This window comes from Bradyrhizobium sp. USDA 4532 (assembly GCF_024171315.1).
In the GTDB taxonomy this organism is placed as follows: domain Bacteria; phylum Pseudomonadota; class Alphaproteobacteria; order Rhizobiales; family Xanthobacteraceae; genus Bradyrhizobium; species Bradyrhizobium australafricanum.
Genome location: NZ_JALJZN010000001.1, coordinates 4,638,406 through 4,655,372 on the forward strand (window position 1 = coordinate 4,638,406; position 16,967 = coordinate 4,655,372).

Consider the following 16,967-nt stretch of genomic DNA (forward strand, 5'->3'; position numbering starts at 1 on the left):
ATCCCATCGCTCAATAAGTATCGAACATGAGCACGCTCGACTCCGGCCTGACCCTGATCCGCAACGCCTCGCAGCGCGTCTCGAAGGCGAACGGCTGGATGGGCAACGCGTTCAAGAGCTGGATGCCGACCGGCCTCTATGCCCGCGCGCTGTTGATCATGATCGTGCCGATGGTGATCCTGCAGACCGTGGTGGCGTTCGTGTTCATGGAGCGGCACTGGAACACGGTGACGCGGCGCCTGTCGGCCGCGGTGGTGTCCGATATCGCCGCGCTGATCGACGTCTACAAGAGCTACCCGCAGGACAAGGACCGCGCGCAGCTTCGCCGCATCGCCCAGAAACTGCAGCTGGTGGTCGACTTCCTTCCCGCCGGCGACATGCCGCCGCCGGGGCCGAAGCCGTTCTTCTCGCTGCTCGACCAGACGCTGTCGGTGCAGCTCGGCCGCCAGATCAGCCGCCCGTTCTGGATCGACACCGTCGGTAAATCCAATTTGGTCGAGATCCGCGTGCAGCTCGACGATTCGGTGATGCGGATCTTCGCCCAGCGCAGCGCGGCCTACGCCTCCAATTCGGAGATCTTCATCTTCTGGATGCTCGGCACCTCGACGATCCTCCTGATCGTCGCCGTGCTGTTCCTGCGCAACCAGATCAAGCCGATCCTGCGGCTCGCCGACGCCGCCGAAAGTTTCGGCAAGGGCCGCGAGGCGCCGAACTTCCGGCCACGCGGCGCGCGCGAGGTGCGGCGCGCGGCGCAGGCCTTCATCGAGATGAAGGCGCGCGTCGAACGTTCGATCGAGCAGCGCACCGCGATGCTCGCCGGTGTATCGCATGATCTGCGCACCATCCTGACCCGGTTCAAGCTCGAGCTTGCCCTGATCGGCGAAGGCCCCGAGATCGACGCGATGCGTAAGGACGTCGACGAGATGTCGATGATGCTGGAGGACTACCTTGCCTTCGCGCGCGGCGATTCCGGCGAGGTCGCGCAGCCGACCGACATGGCGTTGGCGCTGGAGGAATTGCGCAGCGACGCCGAGCGCCACGGCCACACCGCAACCGTTGCATTCCACGGCCTGCCCGTCGTCACGGTGAAGCCGGCCTCGTTCAAGCGCTGTCTCGCCAACCTCGTCTCCAATGCAGCGCGCCACGCCAACACGATCTCGATCACCGGCCATCGCGACCATCGCTATCTCAACGTCACGGTCGACGACGACGGGCCGGGCATCCCCGCCGACATGCGCGAGGAAGTGTTCAAGCCGTTCCTGCGGCTCGACGATGCCCGCAACCAGGACGAAGGCGGCACCGGGCTCGGGCTTGCGATCGCCCGCGACATCGCCCGCTCGCATGGCGGAGACATCATGCTCAGCGAAAGTCCGATGGGCGGCCTGCGCGCCGTCGTGCGGGTGCCGGTGTAACCTACCAGCGGTAGGACAAGGTGCCGATGACCTGTCGCCGTTCGCCGGCATAACAGTAACCGGACTGGCAGGTCTGGTAGTGCGTATCGAACAGATTGGTGGCGTTGACGCGCATCGTGGCGCCGAGGAAGCGGCGGTCCAGCTTGCCCAGATCGTAATCGATCACCGCGTCGAACAACGTCGTCGCAGCGTTCTGGAACGTGTTCTGGTCGTTGCCGAAGTTCGTGCCGATATAACGCACGCCGAGACCAAGCCCGAGGCCTTCGACGGGCACGCCGGACTGGAACGTATACTTGCCGAAGGCGGCGAAGGAATTCCCCGGAATGCCGGAGAACTCATTGCCGGTCGTATCGGGATTGCCCTGCGTGATCACGACGTTGAGATGGGTGTAGGCGGCGGTGAGATCAAATCCCTGCTTGAGCGCGAGCTTCGCCTCGAGCTCCACACCCTTGGATTCGACCTGCCCGGTCGCTGCCTGGAATGCCATGTTGTTCGGATCGGTACGCAGCACATTGTCCTGCGTGATGTCGAACACCGCGGCGGTCAACAGCACCGGAACGTTCGGCATCTGGTACTTGATGCCCACTTCCTTCTGCTCGCCGGTGGTCGGCCTGAACGGCAATCCGGATGCGTCGACGCCGACCTGCGGGGCGAATGCCGTCGCGTAGCTGATATAGGGCGCAATGCCGTTGTCGAAGACGTAGCTCAGGCCCGCACGGCCCGTGAAGGCGGTCGCCTTCTGCGTTGACGGCACGCCGTCGAGACCCGCGGTCGTGGTCTGCGACACCCAGCTCTGGCGGCCGTTGAGCGTCAGAATAAAGGCTCCGAGCTTGGCCTGCTCCTGCGCATAGACACCGACCTCGTCGGTCGACTGCTTGTTGAAGATCGAGAATGCCGGCGTCGCGATGGCCTGGGCGCCGTAGTTCATGGTCAGGAGATTGAGATCGGGCGCCGGGCCGTAACCGATCTTGTCGTTGTAGTAGGAGTGACCGTAGTCGACGCCGAACAGCACGGTATTCTTGATCGCGCCGAGCATGAACTTGGCCTCGGCCTGATTGTCGAGCGTCACCGTGTTGAAGCTGTCCAGGATCCGCCACGCGGACCGCGACGCCAGATTGGTGCTGCTGTCGATTGAATCGATCTGGGTGTATTTCGCGTCGACGTCGACCTGGTAGAAGCGGAAGTTCTGCCGCACCGTCCACACGTCGTCGACATTGTGCTCGAACGCGTAGCCGATGCGATATTGCTTCTGATCCATCGCGCTGAACGCCGGATCATTCGAATAGATGTTGGTCAACTGTCCGTCAGGCGTGCGGAAGTTGCCGATGCTCGCGGCGGTTCGGCTGCTTTGATATTCGCTCAGGATGGTGAAGGACGTGTCGGCGTCGGGCCGCCAGGTCAGCGCCGGCGCGATATAGGCGCGATCGTCGTCGTTGCCGGGGTACCAGGTCTTTGCGTCGCGAAGCAGGCCCGTCAGCCGGTAGTACAGCTGATCGCTGCCGGGCACCGGACCACCGACATCGAAACTGCCCTGGTAACGGTCGTAGGTGCCGCCCTGCAGCTGCACCTCACCGAATGCCGTCAACGGCGGCCGCTTGGTCGTGACATCCACGATGCCTCCCGGAGAGCCGAGGCCATAGAGGCCCGAGGCTGGTCCGCGGAGGATCGACACGCTGTCGAGACCGTAGGGTTCGATCTTGGGAATTGCGAAGTTGCCGCCGCCCTGGCGCAGGCCGTCGCGATAGATCCCTGTATAGGTCGCGTCGAAGCCACGGATGTAGAAACTATCGAACCTTGGATCATAGCCGAACGCCGTGGTCGTCACGCCGGGCGTGTAGCTGACGGCGTCCTTGAGCGTCTGAACGTTGCGATCCCTTAGCTCCTTTTGCGTGACGACCGAAAGCGACTGCGGCGTTTCGATCAGCGCTGTGCTGGTCTTGGTGCCGGCCGTGCTCGCGGTTGCGACGTACCCCGTGGTCGTACCGATCGCGCCTCCTGTGCCTTGCGACCGCGGAGCCTGGCTCCGGGCGGGCGCCGCGGCACTGCGGCGCCGGTTCGCCGCGACCGCGCGCGAAGTCCTGGTGTTCTGGCTTGAAACGACGGCACCGCGCTTTTTTGCGGCGCCAGGTTCATCCACCGTCACTGCGGGAAGTTCGCTGACATTGCTCTGCGGAGGACTTGTCTGCGCCTGAGCGCTGGCGACGTCTGCACCCATTGGCACAAGTATGACCGAACCGAGCAGCGCCGCATTGATCGCAGCCGTTGATGCGAGCAAGCCGCGCTTGCTCCGCAACGAAGCCATTCCCACCGAACAAATCCCCACATTGCCTTACGCCGACATCGATCGAGCCGCGTTTGCGACAAGGCCGACATCGATTGGGGCGGACTTCTATCGGCGGGATGATCGAAATTCCACACGCGCAAAATAGAATCGATGGAAGCAGCAACGAAGCGCAACACTGGAGTGATTCAAGATGCGCAACGCTGGAACGATTCAAAACGACATGTTGGCGCGTCAGGCTTTCGACACGACGAATGCGATGCGCGTCGTCTCTCGCAGAGAGTCTCTCGAACGCGAGGTACGCGGCGATCATTCAATGACGTTGCATCCCGTCGACGTCATCACGCGCCGAGGAGCACACGAACGCGCTGAACCGTCATCTCCGCGCAAAGGCTATCGCTTTTCGTGGCGGCGTGCTCGTGGCCATCCTTCGAGACGCCCGCCTTCGGCGGGCTCCTCAGGATGAGGTCTTGTTCTGCGGCACAATAGTAGACCCTCATGGTGAGGAGCGCCTCTTGCGGCGCGTCTCGAACCACGAGGCCAAGCACTTGCGCGGTCGCCAAGGGGCATATGCGATAGCCCTGGTGACGGGAAGGATCGGATGGATTGCACATCGCCTCAGCGCAAGATTGCTTTGCAATTTTGTCGCGAGCTACTCGAAGTGATGGTGGTGCAAGCTGCGCAGCCTCTCAGCATGCGAGGCGATGCATTCGGGCGCCCGGCAACAGCCGGATGCGCTGCGCGCTACTTCTGCTTGGGCATGAGGCCCTTCAGCTTTTCCATGTCCTTGACGTTCATCTTCATGCCGCCGGGCATGATGATGTCGCCGGCCTTCTGGTCGCTCTTGCAGGCGCCGAGCCATTTCGCCTCGATGGTCATCGTGGTGTCGCGCGAGCCGGCCGCGCCGCCCTCGGCATGCGAGGTGCTCTTCACCGTGTAGGCGGAATTGAAATCGCCGACGATCTCGGCATGGCTCTGCATCGTCATGCCGGCGACGCTGCAGACGCTGTCGCTGACATAGCCGGTCGCGGTCTTCTTGATATCCTGCTTCGAGCAGACTTCCTTGGCCATCGGCGAGGCCGCCGCGCTCATCTCCTTGTCGGTGGTCTCGTCGGTGCAGTGCTGCATGGTGATTTCGGGCATCGGCCCGCCGGTGCGCACCATCTTCATCTCCCACAGACCGGCCTTGCGGATCGGCAGGTCGACGGCACTTGCGGCGCCAGCGGACAGGACAAGGCACACAGCCGAACCAAGCAAGGCAAGCTGTCGGGTCATGCGGTCGGCTCCCGGCTGAACGATCGAAAGATCCGGTGCGCGCTCAGTAGAGCGTGCGCAGCGGCCTCTGGGCTGCGCCATAAGGCACCCAGCGACAGGCGAAAGAGATGTAGCCGCCCGGATAGTTCTGCATCGCAAGGAACTTAACCACCTTGCCGTAGGAGGCGCAGTGATCGACTGCGAGTTGCCGGGCGTCGCTCTGGGTCGCCAGCGTATAGGCGATGATACCGCCGGTATCATTGCCCTTGAACGGCGGTACCGGCTGCATCCAATCCGCCCGCGCCGGCACAACGGCCAGCATCCCGCAAACGGCAACCAGGCACGCGGCCAATTTCCTTCGCATCGCAGACTCCATTTCGCTTCGAGCCAACATAGAGTGCGCCGGCGACCGTGAAAAGAACGAGCCGGCTCCCCAAAGTGGACTTCTCCGCAGGTGTTGCCGCCCTGCACTTGACCTTGCCGGGGCTTCGCGGCACCGTCCGCGGCATCGGATAATCGGGTGGATTCCCATGCGCAACCTGTTCAACTCCCGCAATAAACTCGGCCGCAAGCTCGGCCTCGGCGCCGCACTCGTGGTCGGCCTGCTGACTTTCGGGGGTACGGCCCAAGCCGCCAATCCGCTCGAAATGAACTTCTGGCTGTCCGGCCCGCGCTATGACGGCAATGTGGCCCCATGCGAGAAGGCCCTGACAGTCATCAGCACGCAATTCCAGGAAAAGGAAGCCACCTTCTGGAATTCGCCGCTCGTGATCACCGGCTTCAACGGGATTCACGAAACCGCCTTCCGCCCCTGGCAGTCCGACAATATCCCGCGCCGTTATTGCACGGGCGAGGCGATGCTGAGCGACGGCAAAGTGCGCAAGGTGCACTATTCGATCATCGAGGACGGCGGCTTTGCCAGCATCAATCAGGGCGTCGAATGGTGCGTCGCGGGGCTCGACCGCAACTGGACCTATAACCCGTCCTGCAAGGCCGCGCGGCCCTGATCTCCGACCAGATTGCTAAAGCAGGAGCCGCCGCCATTTGGACGGCGGCTTTTTGTTCTTGAAATGTTCTCGCGGCCTGCTAGGCTCTGGGCGGTCGAGTGAGGGAGCGTTTTGATGCCTCGGTTGGACACGATTTCCCGATTTTTGATTTCGGTTGCCATTATTCTGTGCGGTGCGGTCGGGGCGTCGGCCCAGGATCGCCGCCAGAATGCGCCCGGTGAGTTCGATTTCTATGTGCTGTCGCTGTCGTGGTCGCCCTCGTTCTGCGAGGCGGCGAGCGAGCGCGGCAACAACGGCCGCGGCACGCAGGCGCAATGCGGCGGACGGCCCTATTCCTTCGTGGTGCACGGCCTGTGGCCGCAATATGAGCGGGGCTTTCCGGAATACTGCCAGCGGCCTTCGCCGCGACTCGCCCGCAGCATCATGAGCTCGATGCTCGACCTGATGCCGGCGCCCGGGCTGATCTACAACGAGTGGGACAAGCACGGCACCTGCTCCGGTCTCGGCGAGCGCGCCTATTTCGAAGCCATCCGCAAGGCCCGCGCCACGGTGAAGATCCCCGAGGAATTCCTGCAATTGTCGGAGCCGAAGACGGTCGCGCCCGACGAGCTGGAGACGGCATTCATCAAGGTCAATCCGGGCCTCAGCAACTCCGCGATCTCGGTGACCTGCGACAGCAAGCGGCTCAGCGAGGTGCGGATCTGCCTCAGCAAGGATCTGCAATTCCGCTCCTGCGAGGAAATCGACCGCCGCGCCTGCCGCCGCGATCAGGTGCTGATGCCGCCGGTTCGCGGCGGCTGAAACTCTGGGTCATGGCCGGCAGACCCGCGCTGCGCGTCGTCGCGCAGCATGTCCCGGCCACCTGCGCCATCGCGAAACAAGCAAGATAAGGCGCAGATGCCCGGGAGCCGGCTACGCCAAGGCTTCGCCGAGCTCGGACGTTACCCCCGCCGAAGCTTTAGCGAAGGCCGGGACAAGCCCGGGCATGACGAGTACAACATGCGCACCCTTTGGGAGCGCAGCACGATCATCACATGAACTACCGTCACGCCTTTCATGCCGGCAGCTTTGCCGACGTCATCAAGCACATCGTGCTGGTGCGCATGCTCACCTATCTGCAGGACAAGCCGGCGCCGTTCCGCGTCATCGACACCCATGCCGGCGCCGGTCTCTATGATTTGACGTCGAGCGAAGCGCAGCGCGGCGGCGAATGGCTCACCGGCATCGCGCGGCTGATGCAGGCGCGGCTCTCCGACCAGGCATTGCCGCTGATCGCGCCCTATCTCGACATCGTCAGAGCATTCAATCCGAAAGGCGAGCTGAAAGCCTATCCTGGTTCGCCGTTGATCGCGCGGGCGCTGCTGCGTCCGCAAGATCGCCTCACCGCCTGCGAGATCGAACCGACGGCGCGCAAACAACTGATCGACGCGCTGCGACGCGACGCGCAAGCGCGCGTCGTCGATCTCGACGGCTGGATGGCGCTGCCCGCATTCGTGCCGCCGAACGAACGGCGCGGCCTGGTGCTGATCGATCCGCCGTTCGAAGCGAAGGACGAGTTCGAGCGGCTGGCCAGTGCTTTCACGGAAGCGTACGCGAAGTGGCCGACCGGCTCGTATCTTTTGTGGTACCCCGTAAAAACCCGGAGAGCCACCGATGAGCTAACGCGCAGTGTGGCTGCTGCAGCAGCAAGCAGCCGGCCCGCCGGCAAATGCCTGCGATTGGAATTCAGTGTGGCACCGCAAGAAGCAGGCGCAGGCCTCGTTTCCACAGGGCTTTTGCTGGTGAATCCGCCGTGGACGCTGGCGAATGAGTTGAAGATCATCCTGCCCGAACTCGAGAAGCCGCTCGGTCAAGGCGGCGCGGGACGCTTCAGACTCGAGACGCCTAAACCATGATCGACAACCTCCTACTGAAAAGTTCAATTTTGAGCATAGGCAATTTGCGCGGAACCGTATTATGCTCATCCTGTTACGACTGGCTTTACGTTCCGCTTCCGCGAATGGTTGCGGCGGAGTGACAAGGCCGAAATAAATCCAGGCAGACCGGCGGCGTGACGCCGGCCTGTTCAGGTGGCCAAGCTTCCGACAAGCGAATGTCGGTCAACCGCTACGCGGCGTGCGCGTAGCGGTGGAGCAATACGGGGGAGGAGTTTCCCGATGGCCATGACTGGGACAGTCAAGTTCTTCAACGGAGAGCGTGGCTACGGCTTCATCAAGCCTGATGATGGCGGCCGCGATGTGTTCGTTCACATCACAGCTGTCGAGCGTGCAGGATTGAAGGACCTGACTGAAGGACAACGCATTACGTTCGAGGTTGAGCCCGACAAGAAGGGCAAGGGCCCGAAGGCGGTCAACCTGGTGGTCTCATGACGAGCGCTCGCGATGCGCGGCTCGGAATGAACACCGAATGAGGCGTTGCGTGTGAGTTGGCTGCCGAGCGCGTGGCTGGCGCTCGCTGGATGACCACCTGCATGATGCGGACGCGACCGGCGGAGCCGCATATCCCACACGTGCGGCCCACCGATTGGATTCGCGCACGCCGCGGCATGCATGTCGCATGCGCGACGTTGAGATCATCAACACAAAGAAAAACCCGGCCGCGCTAGGCGCGGCCGGGAGTTGATGGTCGACGTTTTCTTGTTCTCAGAAGTGATAGTTGATGCCGGCGCGAACCAGGCTGAAGCTGTAGCCGTTCGACACGCCACCGGTGATCGTGAAATTGCTGTTGGCAAGGTCGACGTAGAGATACTCGATCTTGGCGCTCCAGTGCGGGGCAAAGCCCATTTCGGCGCCGGCACCGACGGTGAAGCCCGCATTGGTGTGGCTCTCCGTGATGCCGAACGTCTCGCCGCGCAGTTCGCCGAAGGCGAGACCGCCGGTCGCGTAGAACAGCACGTTATTGACCGCATAGCCGGCGCGGCCGCGCACCGTGCCGAACCACGGGTTGGAGAACTTCCACGGCGCGAACCGGTCGTCGGCTGTGGTGCCCTGGATATCGGCCTCGATACCGAACACCCAGGGGGAGCCGTTCTGGAAGTTGTAGCCGGCCTGTACACCGCCGACGAAACCGGAGGGCTTGGTCGGGTTGTTCTCCACCGAGCCCCAGCCATAGCCGACATTGCCGCCGAGATAGGGGCCGGCCCAGCTATAGGCATTGAGCGGCTGATAGACGGTATAGGGCGATCCGTAATTGAGGTCGGCCGACGCGGCCGAGGTCGTCCAGCCTGCAACGATCAGTGCCAGCGCACGCGCAACAAACCGGGTCATTGGTACTCTCCAGAACGCAACTGCCGCAGCCCGCCGGCGAGGGCCGGCGTGGTTACGGAATTCCACTTTTTTCGCTAAGGTTTATCGAGAGTTTTAAGTTAAAGGGCTGTTAAGCCCGGTTACCGGCCCGCTCATCAGTCTTAACAAGGTGTTACGCACCCCTTCCCGGCGCCCGTGCGGGGCCGGTAACCTCCTGCAATCGAGGTGCTTTTTGTAGGTGCCGTCAACGCTGGCGACCGCTCGCCCAAGCACTTAGTTTACGGCCCATGGTTCACGATTCTCCCGAGCGCCCGACGCCGGCCCCCAAGGTTGACTCCAAGGTTGACTCCAAGGCTGCCCCCAAACCACGGCGCGGTTCGAAGTCCGACCTGCCGCAGGACGATCTGACGCTCGATACAAGTGACGTCGATCCCGAAACCTCCGCCGCCGAGGAGGAGGACGAGGCGCGCCTGCCCGAGACTTCGGAGGACGCCGCCGAGGCGGTCGCCGAGGGCACGCTCTCGGTCGGGCATGCCGCGATCGAGAACGCGGTCCGCCTCGCCCCGACCTCGCCCGGCGTCTACCGCATGCTCAACGCCGCCAACGACGTGCTCTATGTCGGCAAGGCGAAGAACGTCAAAAAGCGGCTGTCGTCCTATGCGCGGGCCAACGCGCCGCTGCCGGCGCGCATCCTGCGCATGATCGCGGCGACCACGCAGGTCGAGATCGTCTCGACCATGACCGAGACCGAGGCGCTGCTGCTCGAAGCCAATCTGATCAAGCAGCTCCGTCCGCGCTTCAATGTGCAGCTGCGCGACGACAAGTCGTTTCCCTATATTCTGATCACCGGCGACCATTGGGCGCCGCAGATCCTCAAGCATCGCGGCGCGCAGTCGCGGCCCGGGCGCTATTTCGGCCCGTTCGCCAACGCAGGCGCAGTCAACCGCACCATCACGGCGCTGCAGCGCGCGTTTCTGATCCGCTCCTGCACCGACGGCTTCTTCGAAAGCCGCAGCCGGCCCTGCCTGCTCTATCAGATCAAGCGCTGCGCCGGCCCCTGCACGCGCGAGATCGACTTCCCCGGCTATAGCGAACTGGTGCGCGAGGCGACCGAATTCCTCTCCGGCCGCAGCCACGCCGTGAAGGAGCTGCTCGCGGCCGAGATGGAGAAGGCCTCCGGCGAGCTCGAGTTCGAAACCGCGGCGCTGTACCGCGACCGTCTCGCGGCGCTGTCGGCGATCCAGTCGCAGCAGGGCATCAATCCGCGCACGGTCGAAGAGGCCGATGTGTTCGCAATCCACCAGGAGGGCGGCTACTCCTGCGTCGAGGTGTTCTTCTTCCGCACCGGCCAGAACTGGGGCAACCGCGCCTATTTCCCGAAGGCCGAGAAGAGCTTCACGCCCGAGGAGGTGCTGTCCTCGTTCCTCGCGCAATTCTACGACGACAAGCCGCCGCCGAAGCTGATCCTGCTCTCGCACGAGATCGAGGAAAGCGCGTTGCTCGCCGACGCGCTGTCGGTCAAGGCCGGATCCAAGGTCGAGGTCACCGTGCCGAAGCGCGGCGAGAAGAAGGAGCTGATCGGCCACGCCCTCACCAACGCGCGCGAGGCGCTCGGGCGCAAGCTCGCCGATACCGCGACGCAAAGCCGGCTGCTGGAGGGCATGGTCTCGACGCTCGGCCTGCCGCACACACCCAAGCGGATCGAGGTCTACGACAACAGCCACATCCAGGGCACCAACGCGGTCGGCGCGATGATCGTGGCGGGACCCGACGGGTTCATGAAGAACCAGTACCGCAAGTTCAACATCAAGTCCGAAGGGCTGACGCCGGGCGACGATTACGGAATGATGCGCGAGGTGCTGGAACGCCGCTTCAAGCGGTTGCTGAAGCCGCCGGAGGGCGAGGCCGCAGCCAAGACGAAAGCGGATGACGATTCGTTCCCGCAATGGCCCGACCTCGTCATCATCGACGGCGGCCGCGGCCAGCTCAACGCGGTCCGGGAGATCTTCCAGAATCTCGGTCTGACCGAGGTCTCGCTGATGGCGGTGGCCAAGGGTCCGGAGCGCGATGCCGGGCGCGAAACCCTGTTCATGCCCGACCGCGAGGCCATCAAGCTGGAGCCGCGGGACCCGGTGCTCTATTTCATCCAGCGGCTGCGCGACGAGGCCCACCGCTTCGTGATCGGCTCGCACCGCAAGCTGCGCAAGAAGGACATCCGCGAGGCCGGACTGCAGGAGATCCCGGGCATCGGCCCGTCCCGCAAGCGTGCCCTGCTGCACCACTTCGGAACGCTCAAGGAGATCGAGCGGGCCTCGATCGCCGACCTCGGCAAGGTTCCCGGCGTCAGCGCCGAGAGTGCCCGCAAGATTTTCGAGTTTTTCCACGCCCAGCCGGGTTAAACCAAAGGCGAGTCATCAGGGCGTCGGCTGCGACAGGGCATCTAGGGCATGATGCGGAAAAGTGTGAGGCAGTTATCCGAAAAGATCATGCTTAAACAACGAGCTAAGGCGCTATGACGATGCAGCGCAATCTGGTCGCGCTTGACGCCTCCGCACGGTTGACCTTCTCGCTTCAGCGGTATTGGTAGAACGGATGAACATCGCCACGACCCGGGGACAGACCAAGACCATGTCCCTTCCGAATATCCTGACCTACGCCCGGATCGCCGCGATCCCGGTGGTGATCGGCTGCGTCTACTGGCAATCGATCCTGGACGGCCCGTTGTGGCTGCGCTGGGTGGCGCTGGCCGTGTTCATTGCGGCGGGAATCACCGACTATCTCGACGGCTATTATGCCCGGATCTGGGACCAGCAGTCCGCCTTCGGCCGGATGCTCGATCCGATCGCCGACAAGCTCCTGGTCGCCTCCAGCCTTCTGATGCTGGCCGCCGACAATTCGATCCATGGCTGGACGCTGTGGGCGGCGATCGTGATCCTGTGCCGCGAGATCCTGGTCTCGGGCCTGCGCGAATATCTCGCAGGGCTCAGGGTCAGCGTTCCCGTCACCAAGCTGGCGAAATGGAAGACGACGATCCAGCTGGTGGCGATCGGCTTTCTGATTGCCGGCGAAGCGGGCGAGCAGGTCTTCCCAGCCACCACCCTGATCGGCATCGTGCTGCTCTGGATGTCGGCTATCTTCACGATCTACACCGGCTGGGATTACTTCCGTGCTGGCATCCATCACCTCATCAAGGAGGATGAGGGATGAAGCTGAAATATTTCGCATGGGTGCGTGAACGCGTCGGCAAGGCTGAAGAGATCGTCGAGCCGCCGGCTGAGGTGCGCACCGTCGGCGACCTGATCGGCTGGCTTGCGGCGCGCGACGATGCCTACGCCTATGCCTTCGAGAAGCCGACGGTGATCCGCGCCGCGATCGACCACGCCCATGTCAAATCGGACGCGGCGATCTCCGGCGCCCGCGAGATCGCGTTCTTTCCGCCAATGACCGGCGGCTAAATCTTAACATGACCGTCGCAGCGACCATCCGTATCCAGCAAGCCGACTTTGACGTCGCGCAGGAGATCGCGGCCTTGAGCAGGGGCCGCACCGATGTCGGCGCGGTCGTCAGCTTCAGCGGCATCTGCCGCGGCAGCGAGCAGGGCGAGCCGATCGCGGCGCTGACGCTCGAACATTATCCGGGCATGGCGGAAGCAGAGATTGGACGCCACGCCGACGAGGCGCTGTCGCGCTGGCCGTTGCAGGGCCTCACCATCATCCATCGCTTCGGCCGCATCGCGCCGGGCGAGAACATCGTGCTGGTCGTGACCGCCTCGGCGCACCGGCAGGCCGCGTTCGAGGCCGCCGAGTTCCTGATGGACTATCTGAAGACCAGCGCACCGTTCTGGAAGCGCGAGGAAAGCGCGCGCGGCGCGAGCTGGATCGAGGCGCAGGGTCATGACGACGCGGCCGCCGCGCGCTGGACCAAATCCTGATGGCCAAGCGCAGCAAAGTGCCGGCCAGGCGCAGCCCCGCCGTGCCGAAAGCGCCGAAAGTCGGCGCCGGCGAGCTGCAGACCCTGTTTGATTTCCTGCGCTATGCGACGAGCCGCTTCAACGCGGCGAAGCTCGTGTTCGCGCACGGCACCACCGATCCGGTGGCCGAGGCCGCGTTCCTGATCTGCGAAACGCTGCACCTGCATCCCGACCAGTTCGAGACCTTCGCCACCGCGCGCGTCACCGTGGCCGAAGGCAAGCAGATCCTCGACCTGATCGAGCGCCGGATCGCGACGCGGAAGCCGGCCGCCTATCTCGTCAACAAGGTCTATATGCGCGGCCTGCCGTTCTATGTCGACGAGCGCACCATCGTGCCGCGCTCCTTCGTCGGCGAATTGCTGGATTCGCATTTCGGCGGCGACGAGGACGGCACCTCGCTGATCGGCGATCCCGAGGAGGTCGAACGCGTGCTCGACCTCTGCACCGGCTCCGGCTGCCTCGCGATCCTGGCCGCCCGGCATTTCCCCAACGCCGCGGTCGATGCCGTCGATATTTCAAAGGACGCGCTCGAGGTCGCCGCGCGCAACGTCGCCGACCACGGCCTCGACGGTCGCCTGACGCTGCATCGCGGCGACCTGTTCAAGCCGCTCGGCGGCAGCAGATACGATCTCATCATCTCGAACCCGCCCTATGTCGACGCCGAAGGCATGGCGGCGTTGCCGCGCGAGTGCCGTGCCGAGCCGAAGATCGCGTTCGATGGCGGCGCCGACGGGCTCGACATCGTCCGCCGCCTGCTCGATGAGGCGAGGCAACATCTGACCCCGCAGGGCGGGCTGCTCTGCGAGATCGGCCGCGGCCGCGACAATCTCGAGGCCGCCTATCCGAACCTGCCGCTGCTCTGGCTCGACACCGAGGACTCCGAGGGCGAGGTGTTCTGGATCGCTGCCGCGGACCTCTGACCGGCGTGCCGCCGCCGGCTCCGGCGCTTTACGGAGCCCGACCCCGGCGAAACGAAAATCGTGTGCAGTTCCAGCCGGTTCCGAAGATCGCTGGCCCGTCGAATCAACAATGGTGCTAAGGTCGCGGTCCGGGGACGTTCGGACAGAGGGCGCGGGCGCGCGACATGATTCGCATTTCGACGATCTTCATCGCCATCTGCATGGTGCTGGTCGCAGCCTCGCTCGGCTTCGTGCTGTATTCGGTGGCGGGCATCAGCGGATCGGAATCGGCGATCGTGGCGCTCACCGCCCTCACCTGCCTGATCCTCTACAACGCGGTCTCGATGCGGCTGCGTGACCGCAGCGACGTCGGCGGCCAGATCGCGGATCTGTCGCGCGGCACCGCCGACCTTGCCCGCCAGGTCGCCGAATTCGGCCGCCGGCTGGCCGCGGTCGAAGGCCGCGTCGCCTCGGCCAACTCCACCGGCGCCGACCGGATGCAGGGCATGGCCGGCGAGATCAGCGAGCTCGGCGGACTGGTGCGGCAGCTCGCGGCATCCGTCGCGCATCATGAGGATCTGCTGGCGGCGGCTCCGGCGATGCAGCCGGTCGTGTCCCCGCGCGACGATGTGCTGCAAAGGGTTGCGCCGGCGCCGACCGTCGTGGTTGCGCCTCCGCCGCCACCTGCGGCTCCGCCGGAGGTCTCGCGCAGCCAGACCCAACTTATCGGCGCGATCAAGCAGGCCATCGACGAGAACCGCCTCGACATCTACCTGCAGCCGATGGTGACGCTGCCGCAGCGCAAGGTGCGCTACTACGAGGCGGTGACGCGGCTGCGCGACGAGCGCGACCAGGTGCTGGCCGCCGAGGATTTCATCGAGGCGGCCGAGGCCGGCGGCCTGATCGGCCGCATCGATCACATGGTGATGCTTCGCTGCGTCCAGGTGCTGCGCCGCCTGATGATCCGCAGCAAGGATGTCGGCGTGTTCTGCAACGTCTCGGCGGCGACGCTGTCCAACCCGGCGCATTTCACCCAGTGTCTCGACTTCCTCGAGGCCAACCGCGCGCTGGCGCCGTCCTTCGTGCTCGAGTTCAAGCAGGCGACCTTCCGCAATCTCGGCCCGACCGAGAGCGAGAATCTCGCGGCGCTGGCGCAGCGCGGCTACCGGTTCTCGATCGACCATGTCAGCGACCTTCGCCTCGAGCCGCGCGAGCTCGCCGATCGCGGCGTCCGCTTCATCAAGGTGCCGGCGGCGCTGCTGCTCGACGCCAGGCAGATCGCGAGCACCGATATCCATCCGTCCGATCTGTCCGACCTGCTCGGCCGCTACGGCATCGACCTGATCGCCGAACGGATCGAGGGCGAACGCTCGGTGGTCGACCTGCTCGACTACGATGTCCGGTTCGGCCAGGGGTTCCTGTTCGCGCCGCCGCGGCCGTTGCGGCCGGAGGGGGCATCTGCTACCGCCGAGGCTCCGCAGACCAACCCCCAGGATCTTAATGGCGCCAGCACTTCAGCCCCTGTCTCCAGCCCCGCAGCTCCGCCGCGCGCGACCGGCAGCGCCGCGCTGGCGCGCCGCGCCCTCGGTCCAAATTAGCCGGCAATTTGCATCATGACCTCACTGCGTTTCGTGGAGCAGCTGCGCGACCTCGTCGGCGGCGTCGATGTGGTGCTGTCGGACATCTGGGGCGTCGTGCACAACGGGCTCGAGTCCTTTCCCGAGGCCTGCGAGGCACTGCACACCTTCCGCCAGCAGGGCGGCACGGTCATCCTGATCACCAACGCGCCGCGGCCGGCCGATTCCGTGCAGCGCCAGCTGCGCAAGCTCGGCGTCGCCGACGAGACCTATAATGCGATCGTCTCCTCGGGCGACCTGACGCGCCACTTCGTCGCCGATCATCCCGGCCAGAAGATCTTCTGGATCGGCCCGGAGCGCGACAGCTCGATCCACCGCGGCCTCGACGCCACGCTGGTACCGCTGGAGCAGGCCGACTACATCATCTGCAGCGGCCTGTTCGACGACGAGACCGAGTCGGCCGAAGACTATCGCGACACGCTGCTGAAGGCGCTCGAGCGCAAGCTCACGCTGGTGTGCGCCAATCCCGATATCGTGGTCGAGCGCGGCGACCGGCTGATCTATTGCGCCGGGGCGGTCGCCGAACTCTATCGCGAGCTCGGCGGCGAGGTGATCTTCTACGGCAAGCCGCACCGGCCGATCTATGAGCGCGCCATGGCGCTGGCCGCCGAGCGCCGCGGGCGTCCGACCGAGCTCAGCCGGGTGCTCGCGATCGGCGATTCCGTGCGCACCGATCTCACCGGCGCCCTTGGCTTCGGCATCGATCTCCTGTTCGTCACGCGCGGCATCCATTCCGAACAGTTCGAGGGCATCGAGCAGCTCGATGCGGCCTCGATCAAGGAATTGTTCGGCCATCCGCCCCGCGCGCTGATGCGCGAGCTGAAGTGGTAGCGGCAAGCGACGCTGTCCCTCGCCCCGTTCTTCACCGGGTCGAGACGAGCGAAGCTCGCTCTGGGAGGGTTCGGTGAGCGGCTGCCTCCCCAGGCGCCGGATGCCGAGAGACCTGTACCCCCTCACCCGGATTGCATCTCTCGATGCAATCCGACCTCTCCCCGCAAGCGGGGCGAGGTGAAGGGGCGCGCCGCCAAAATATCGAAAACAACCCCATGCAAAGTAGCCCGTGGCGCGCGGGGTTCGCCAGTCGCCTTGACACGTCGGGCAACTCAGCGATACTCTTCTAATATTCCGAAATCGTGCAGCCGCCCTCCCCCTCGTGTTGCACAAGCGGGGCGGGTAAAGGGAAGCGTGATCAAATGCAAATGCCCGGGACATCTAGCGCGAAGACGCGCTTCTGCCCGGGCATGCGTGAATTTCAGCCGATG

At 64.4% G+C, this 16,967-nt stretch carries 16 protein-coding genes; 12 read left to right on the forward strand and 4 right to left on the reverse strand.

Going from position 1 to position 16,967, the window contains the following annotated elements; translation table 11 throughout:
• The first annotated feature begins 26 nt into the window (after positions 1-26).
• Positions 27-1,412 (forward strand): ATP-binding protein, encoded by a 1,386-nt coding sequence (locus J2R76_RS21180; RefSeq protein WP_028333083.1) that lies wholly within the window; start codon positions 27-29, stop codon positions 1,410-1,412.
• A 1-nt stretch (position 1,413) separates the two neighbouring features.
• Here J2R76_RS21180 and J2R76_RS21185 read toward each other — a convergent pair whose 3' ends face one another.
• The 3 genes from J2R76_RS21185 to J2R76_RS21195 form a co-directional block, all read right to left on the reverse strand.
• Positions 1,414-3,687, reverse strand: coding sequence for a TonB-dependent siderophore receptor (locus J2R76_RS21185; RefSeq protein ID WP_253624890.1), 2,274 nt, complete (start codon positions 3,685-3,687; stop codon positions 1,414-1,416).
• A gap of 750 nt (positions 3,688-4,437) precedes the next feature.
• Positions 4,438-4,968: a DUF3617 family protein gene (locus J2R76_RS21190; protein ID WP_057016619.1), complete on the reverse strand. Its 531-nt coding sequence runs from the start codon at positions 4,966-4,968 to the stop codon at positions 4,438-4,440.
• Between the two features lie 43 nt (positions 4,969-5,011).
• Positions 5,012-5,311 (reverse strand): hypothetical protein, encoded by a 300-nt coding sequence (locus tag J2R76_RS21195; RefSeq protein ID WP_028341043.1) that lies wholly within the window; start codon positions 5,309-5,311, stop codon positions 5,012-5,014.
• Between the two features lie 166 nt (positions 5,312-5,477).
• Here J2R76_RS21195 and J2R76_RS21200 point away from each other — a divergent pair, with 166 nt between their 5' ends.
• The 4 genes from J2R76_RS21200 (at position 5,478) to J2R76_RS21215 (ending at position 8,323) form a co-directional block, all read left to right on the forward strand.
• On the forward strand, positions 5,478-5,954 hold the full coding sequence (locus J2R76_RS21200) for a hypothetical protein (protein ID WP_253624892.1): 477 nt from the start codon (positions 5,478-5,480) through the stop codon (positions 5,952-5,954).
• 114 nt (positions 5,955-6,068) lie between these two features.
• The gene (locus J2R76_RS21205; RefSeq protein WP_057016621.1) at positions 6,069-6,755 is read left to right on the forward strand and encodes a ribonuclease T2; all 687 of its coding nucleotides are present in this window, start codon (positions 6,069-6,071) and stop codon (positions 6,753-6,755) included.
• 233 nt (positions 6,756-6,988) lie between these two features.
• Positions 6,989-7,849, forward strand: coding sequence for a 23S rRNA (adenine(2030)-N(6))-methyltransferase RlmJ (locus tag J2R76_RS21210; protein WP_057016622.1), 861 nt, complete (start codon positions 6,989-6,991; stop codon positions 7,847-7,849).
• A 261-nt stretch (positions 7,850-8,110) separates the two neighbouring features.
• Positions 8,111-8,323, forward strand: a complete 213-nt coding sequence (locus tag J2R76_RS21215; RefSeq protein WP_016844477.1) for a cold-shock protein — start codon at positions 8,111-8,113, stop codon at positions 8,321-8,323.
• A gap of 273 nt (positions 8,324-8,596) precedes the next feature.
• Here the strand turns inward: J2R76_RS21215 and J2R76_RS21220 are convergent, their stop codons facing one another.
• Positions 8,597-9,220, reverse strand: a complete 624-nt coding sequence (locus J2R76_RS21220; protein ID WP_016844476.1) for an outer membrane protein — start codon at positions 9,218-9,220, stop codon at positions 8,597-8,599.
• 266 nt (positions 9,221-9,486) lie between these two features.
• Here J2R76_RS21220 and uvrC point away from each other — a divergent pair, with 266 nt between their 5' ends.
• The 7 genes from uvrC (at position 9,487) to J2R76_RS21255 (ending at position 16,536) form a co-directional block, all read left to right on the forward strand.
• The gene (gene uvrC / locus J2R76_RS21225) at positions 9,487-11,598 is read left to right on the forward strand and encodes an excinuclease ABC subunit UvrC (RefSeq protein WP_057016623.1); all 2,112 of its coding nucleotides are present in this window, start codon (positions 9,487-9,489) and stop codon (positions 11,596-11,598) included.
• Positions 11,599-11,791: 193 nt separating this feature from the next.
• On the forward strand, positions 11,792-12,406 hold the full coding sequence (gene pgsA, locus J2R76_RS21230) for a CDP-diacylglycerol--glycerol-3-phosphate 3-phosphatidyltransferase (RefSeq protein WP_057016624.1): 615 nt from the start codon (positions 11,792-11,794) through the stop codon (positions 12,404-12,406).
• A complete protein-coding gene (moaD, locus tag J2R76_RS21235; RefSeq protein WP_028333074.1) occupies positions 12,403-12,654 on the forward strand; it encodes a molybdopterin converting factor subunit 1 in 252 nt (83 codons plus the stop codon). The genes pgsA and moaD overlap by 4 nt, the downstream gene beginning before the upstream one ends.
• An 8-nt stretch (positions 12,655-12,662) precedes the next feature.
• Positions 12,663-13,130 (forward strand): molybdenum cofactor biosynthesis protein MoaE, encoded by a 468-nt coding sequence (locus J2R76_RS21240; RefSeq protein ID WP_168856570.1) that lies wholly within the window; start codon positions 12,663-12,665, stop codon positions 13,128-13,130.
• On the forward strand, positions 13,130-14,089 hold the full coding sequence (prmB, locus tag J2R76_RS21245; RefSeq protein ID WP_076825545.1) for a 50S ribosomal protein L3 N(5)-glutamine methyltransferase: 960 nt from the start codon (positions 13,130-13,132) through the stop codon (positions 14,087-14,089). Before J2R76_RS21240 ends, prmB begins: the two co-directional genes overlap by 1 nt.
• A gap of 164 nt (positions 14,090-14,253) precedes the next feature.
• On the forward strand, positions 14,254-15,666 hold the full coding sequence (locus J2R76_RS21250) for an EAL domain-containing protein (RefSeq protein WP_253624894.1): 1,413 nt from the start codon (positions 14,254-14,256) through the stop codon (positions 15,664-15,666).
• Positions 15,667-15,681: 15 nt separating this feature from the next.
• Positions 15,682-16,536, forward strand: a complete 855-nt coding sequence (locus J2R76_RS21255) for a TIGR01459 family HAD-type hydrolase (RefSeq protein WP_253624896.1) — start codon at positions 15,682-15,684, stop codon at positions 16,534-16,536.
• Positions 16,537-16,967 lie beyond the last annotated feature (431 nt).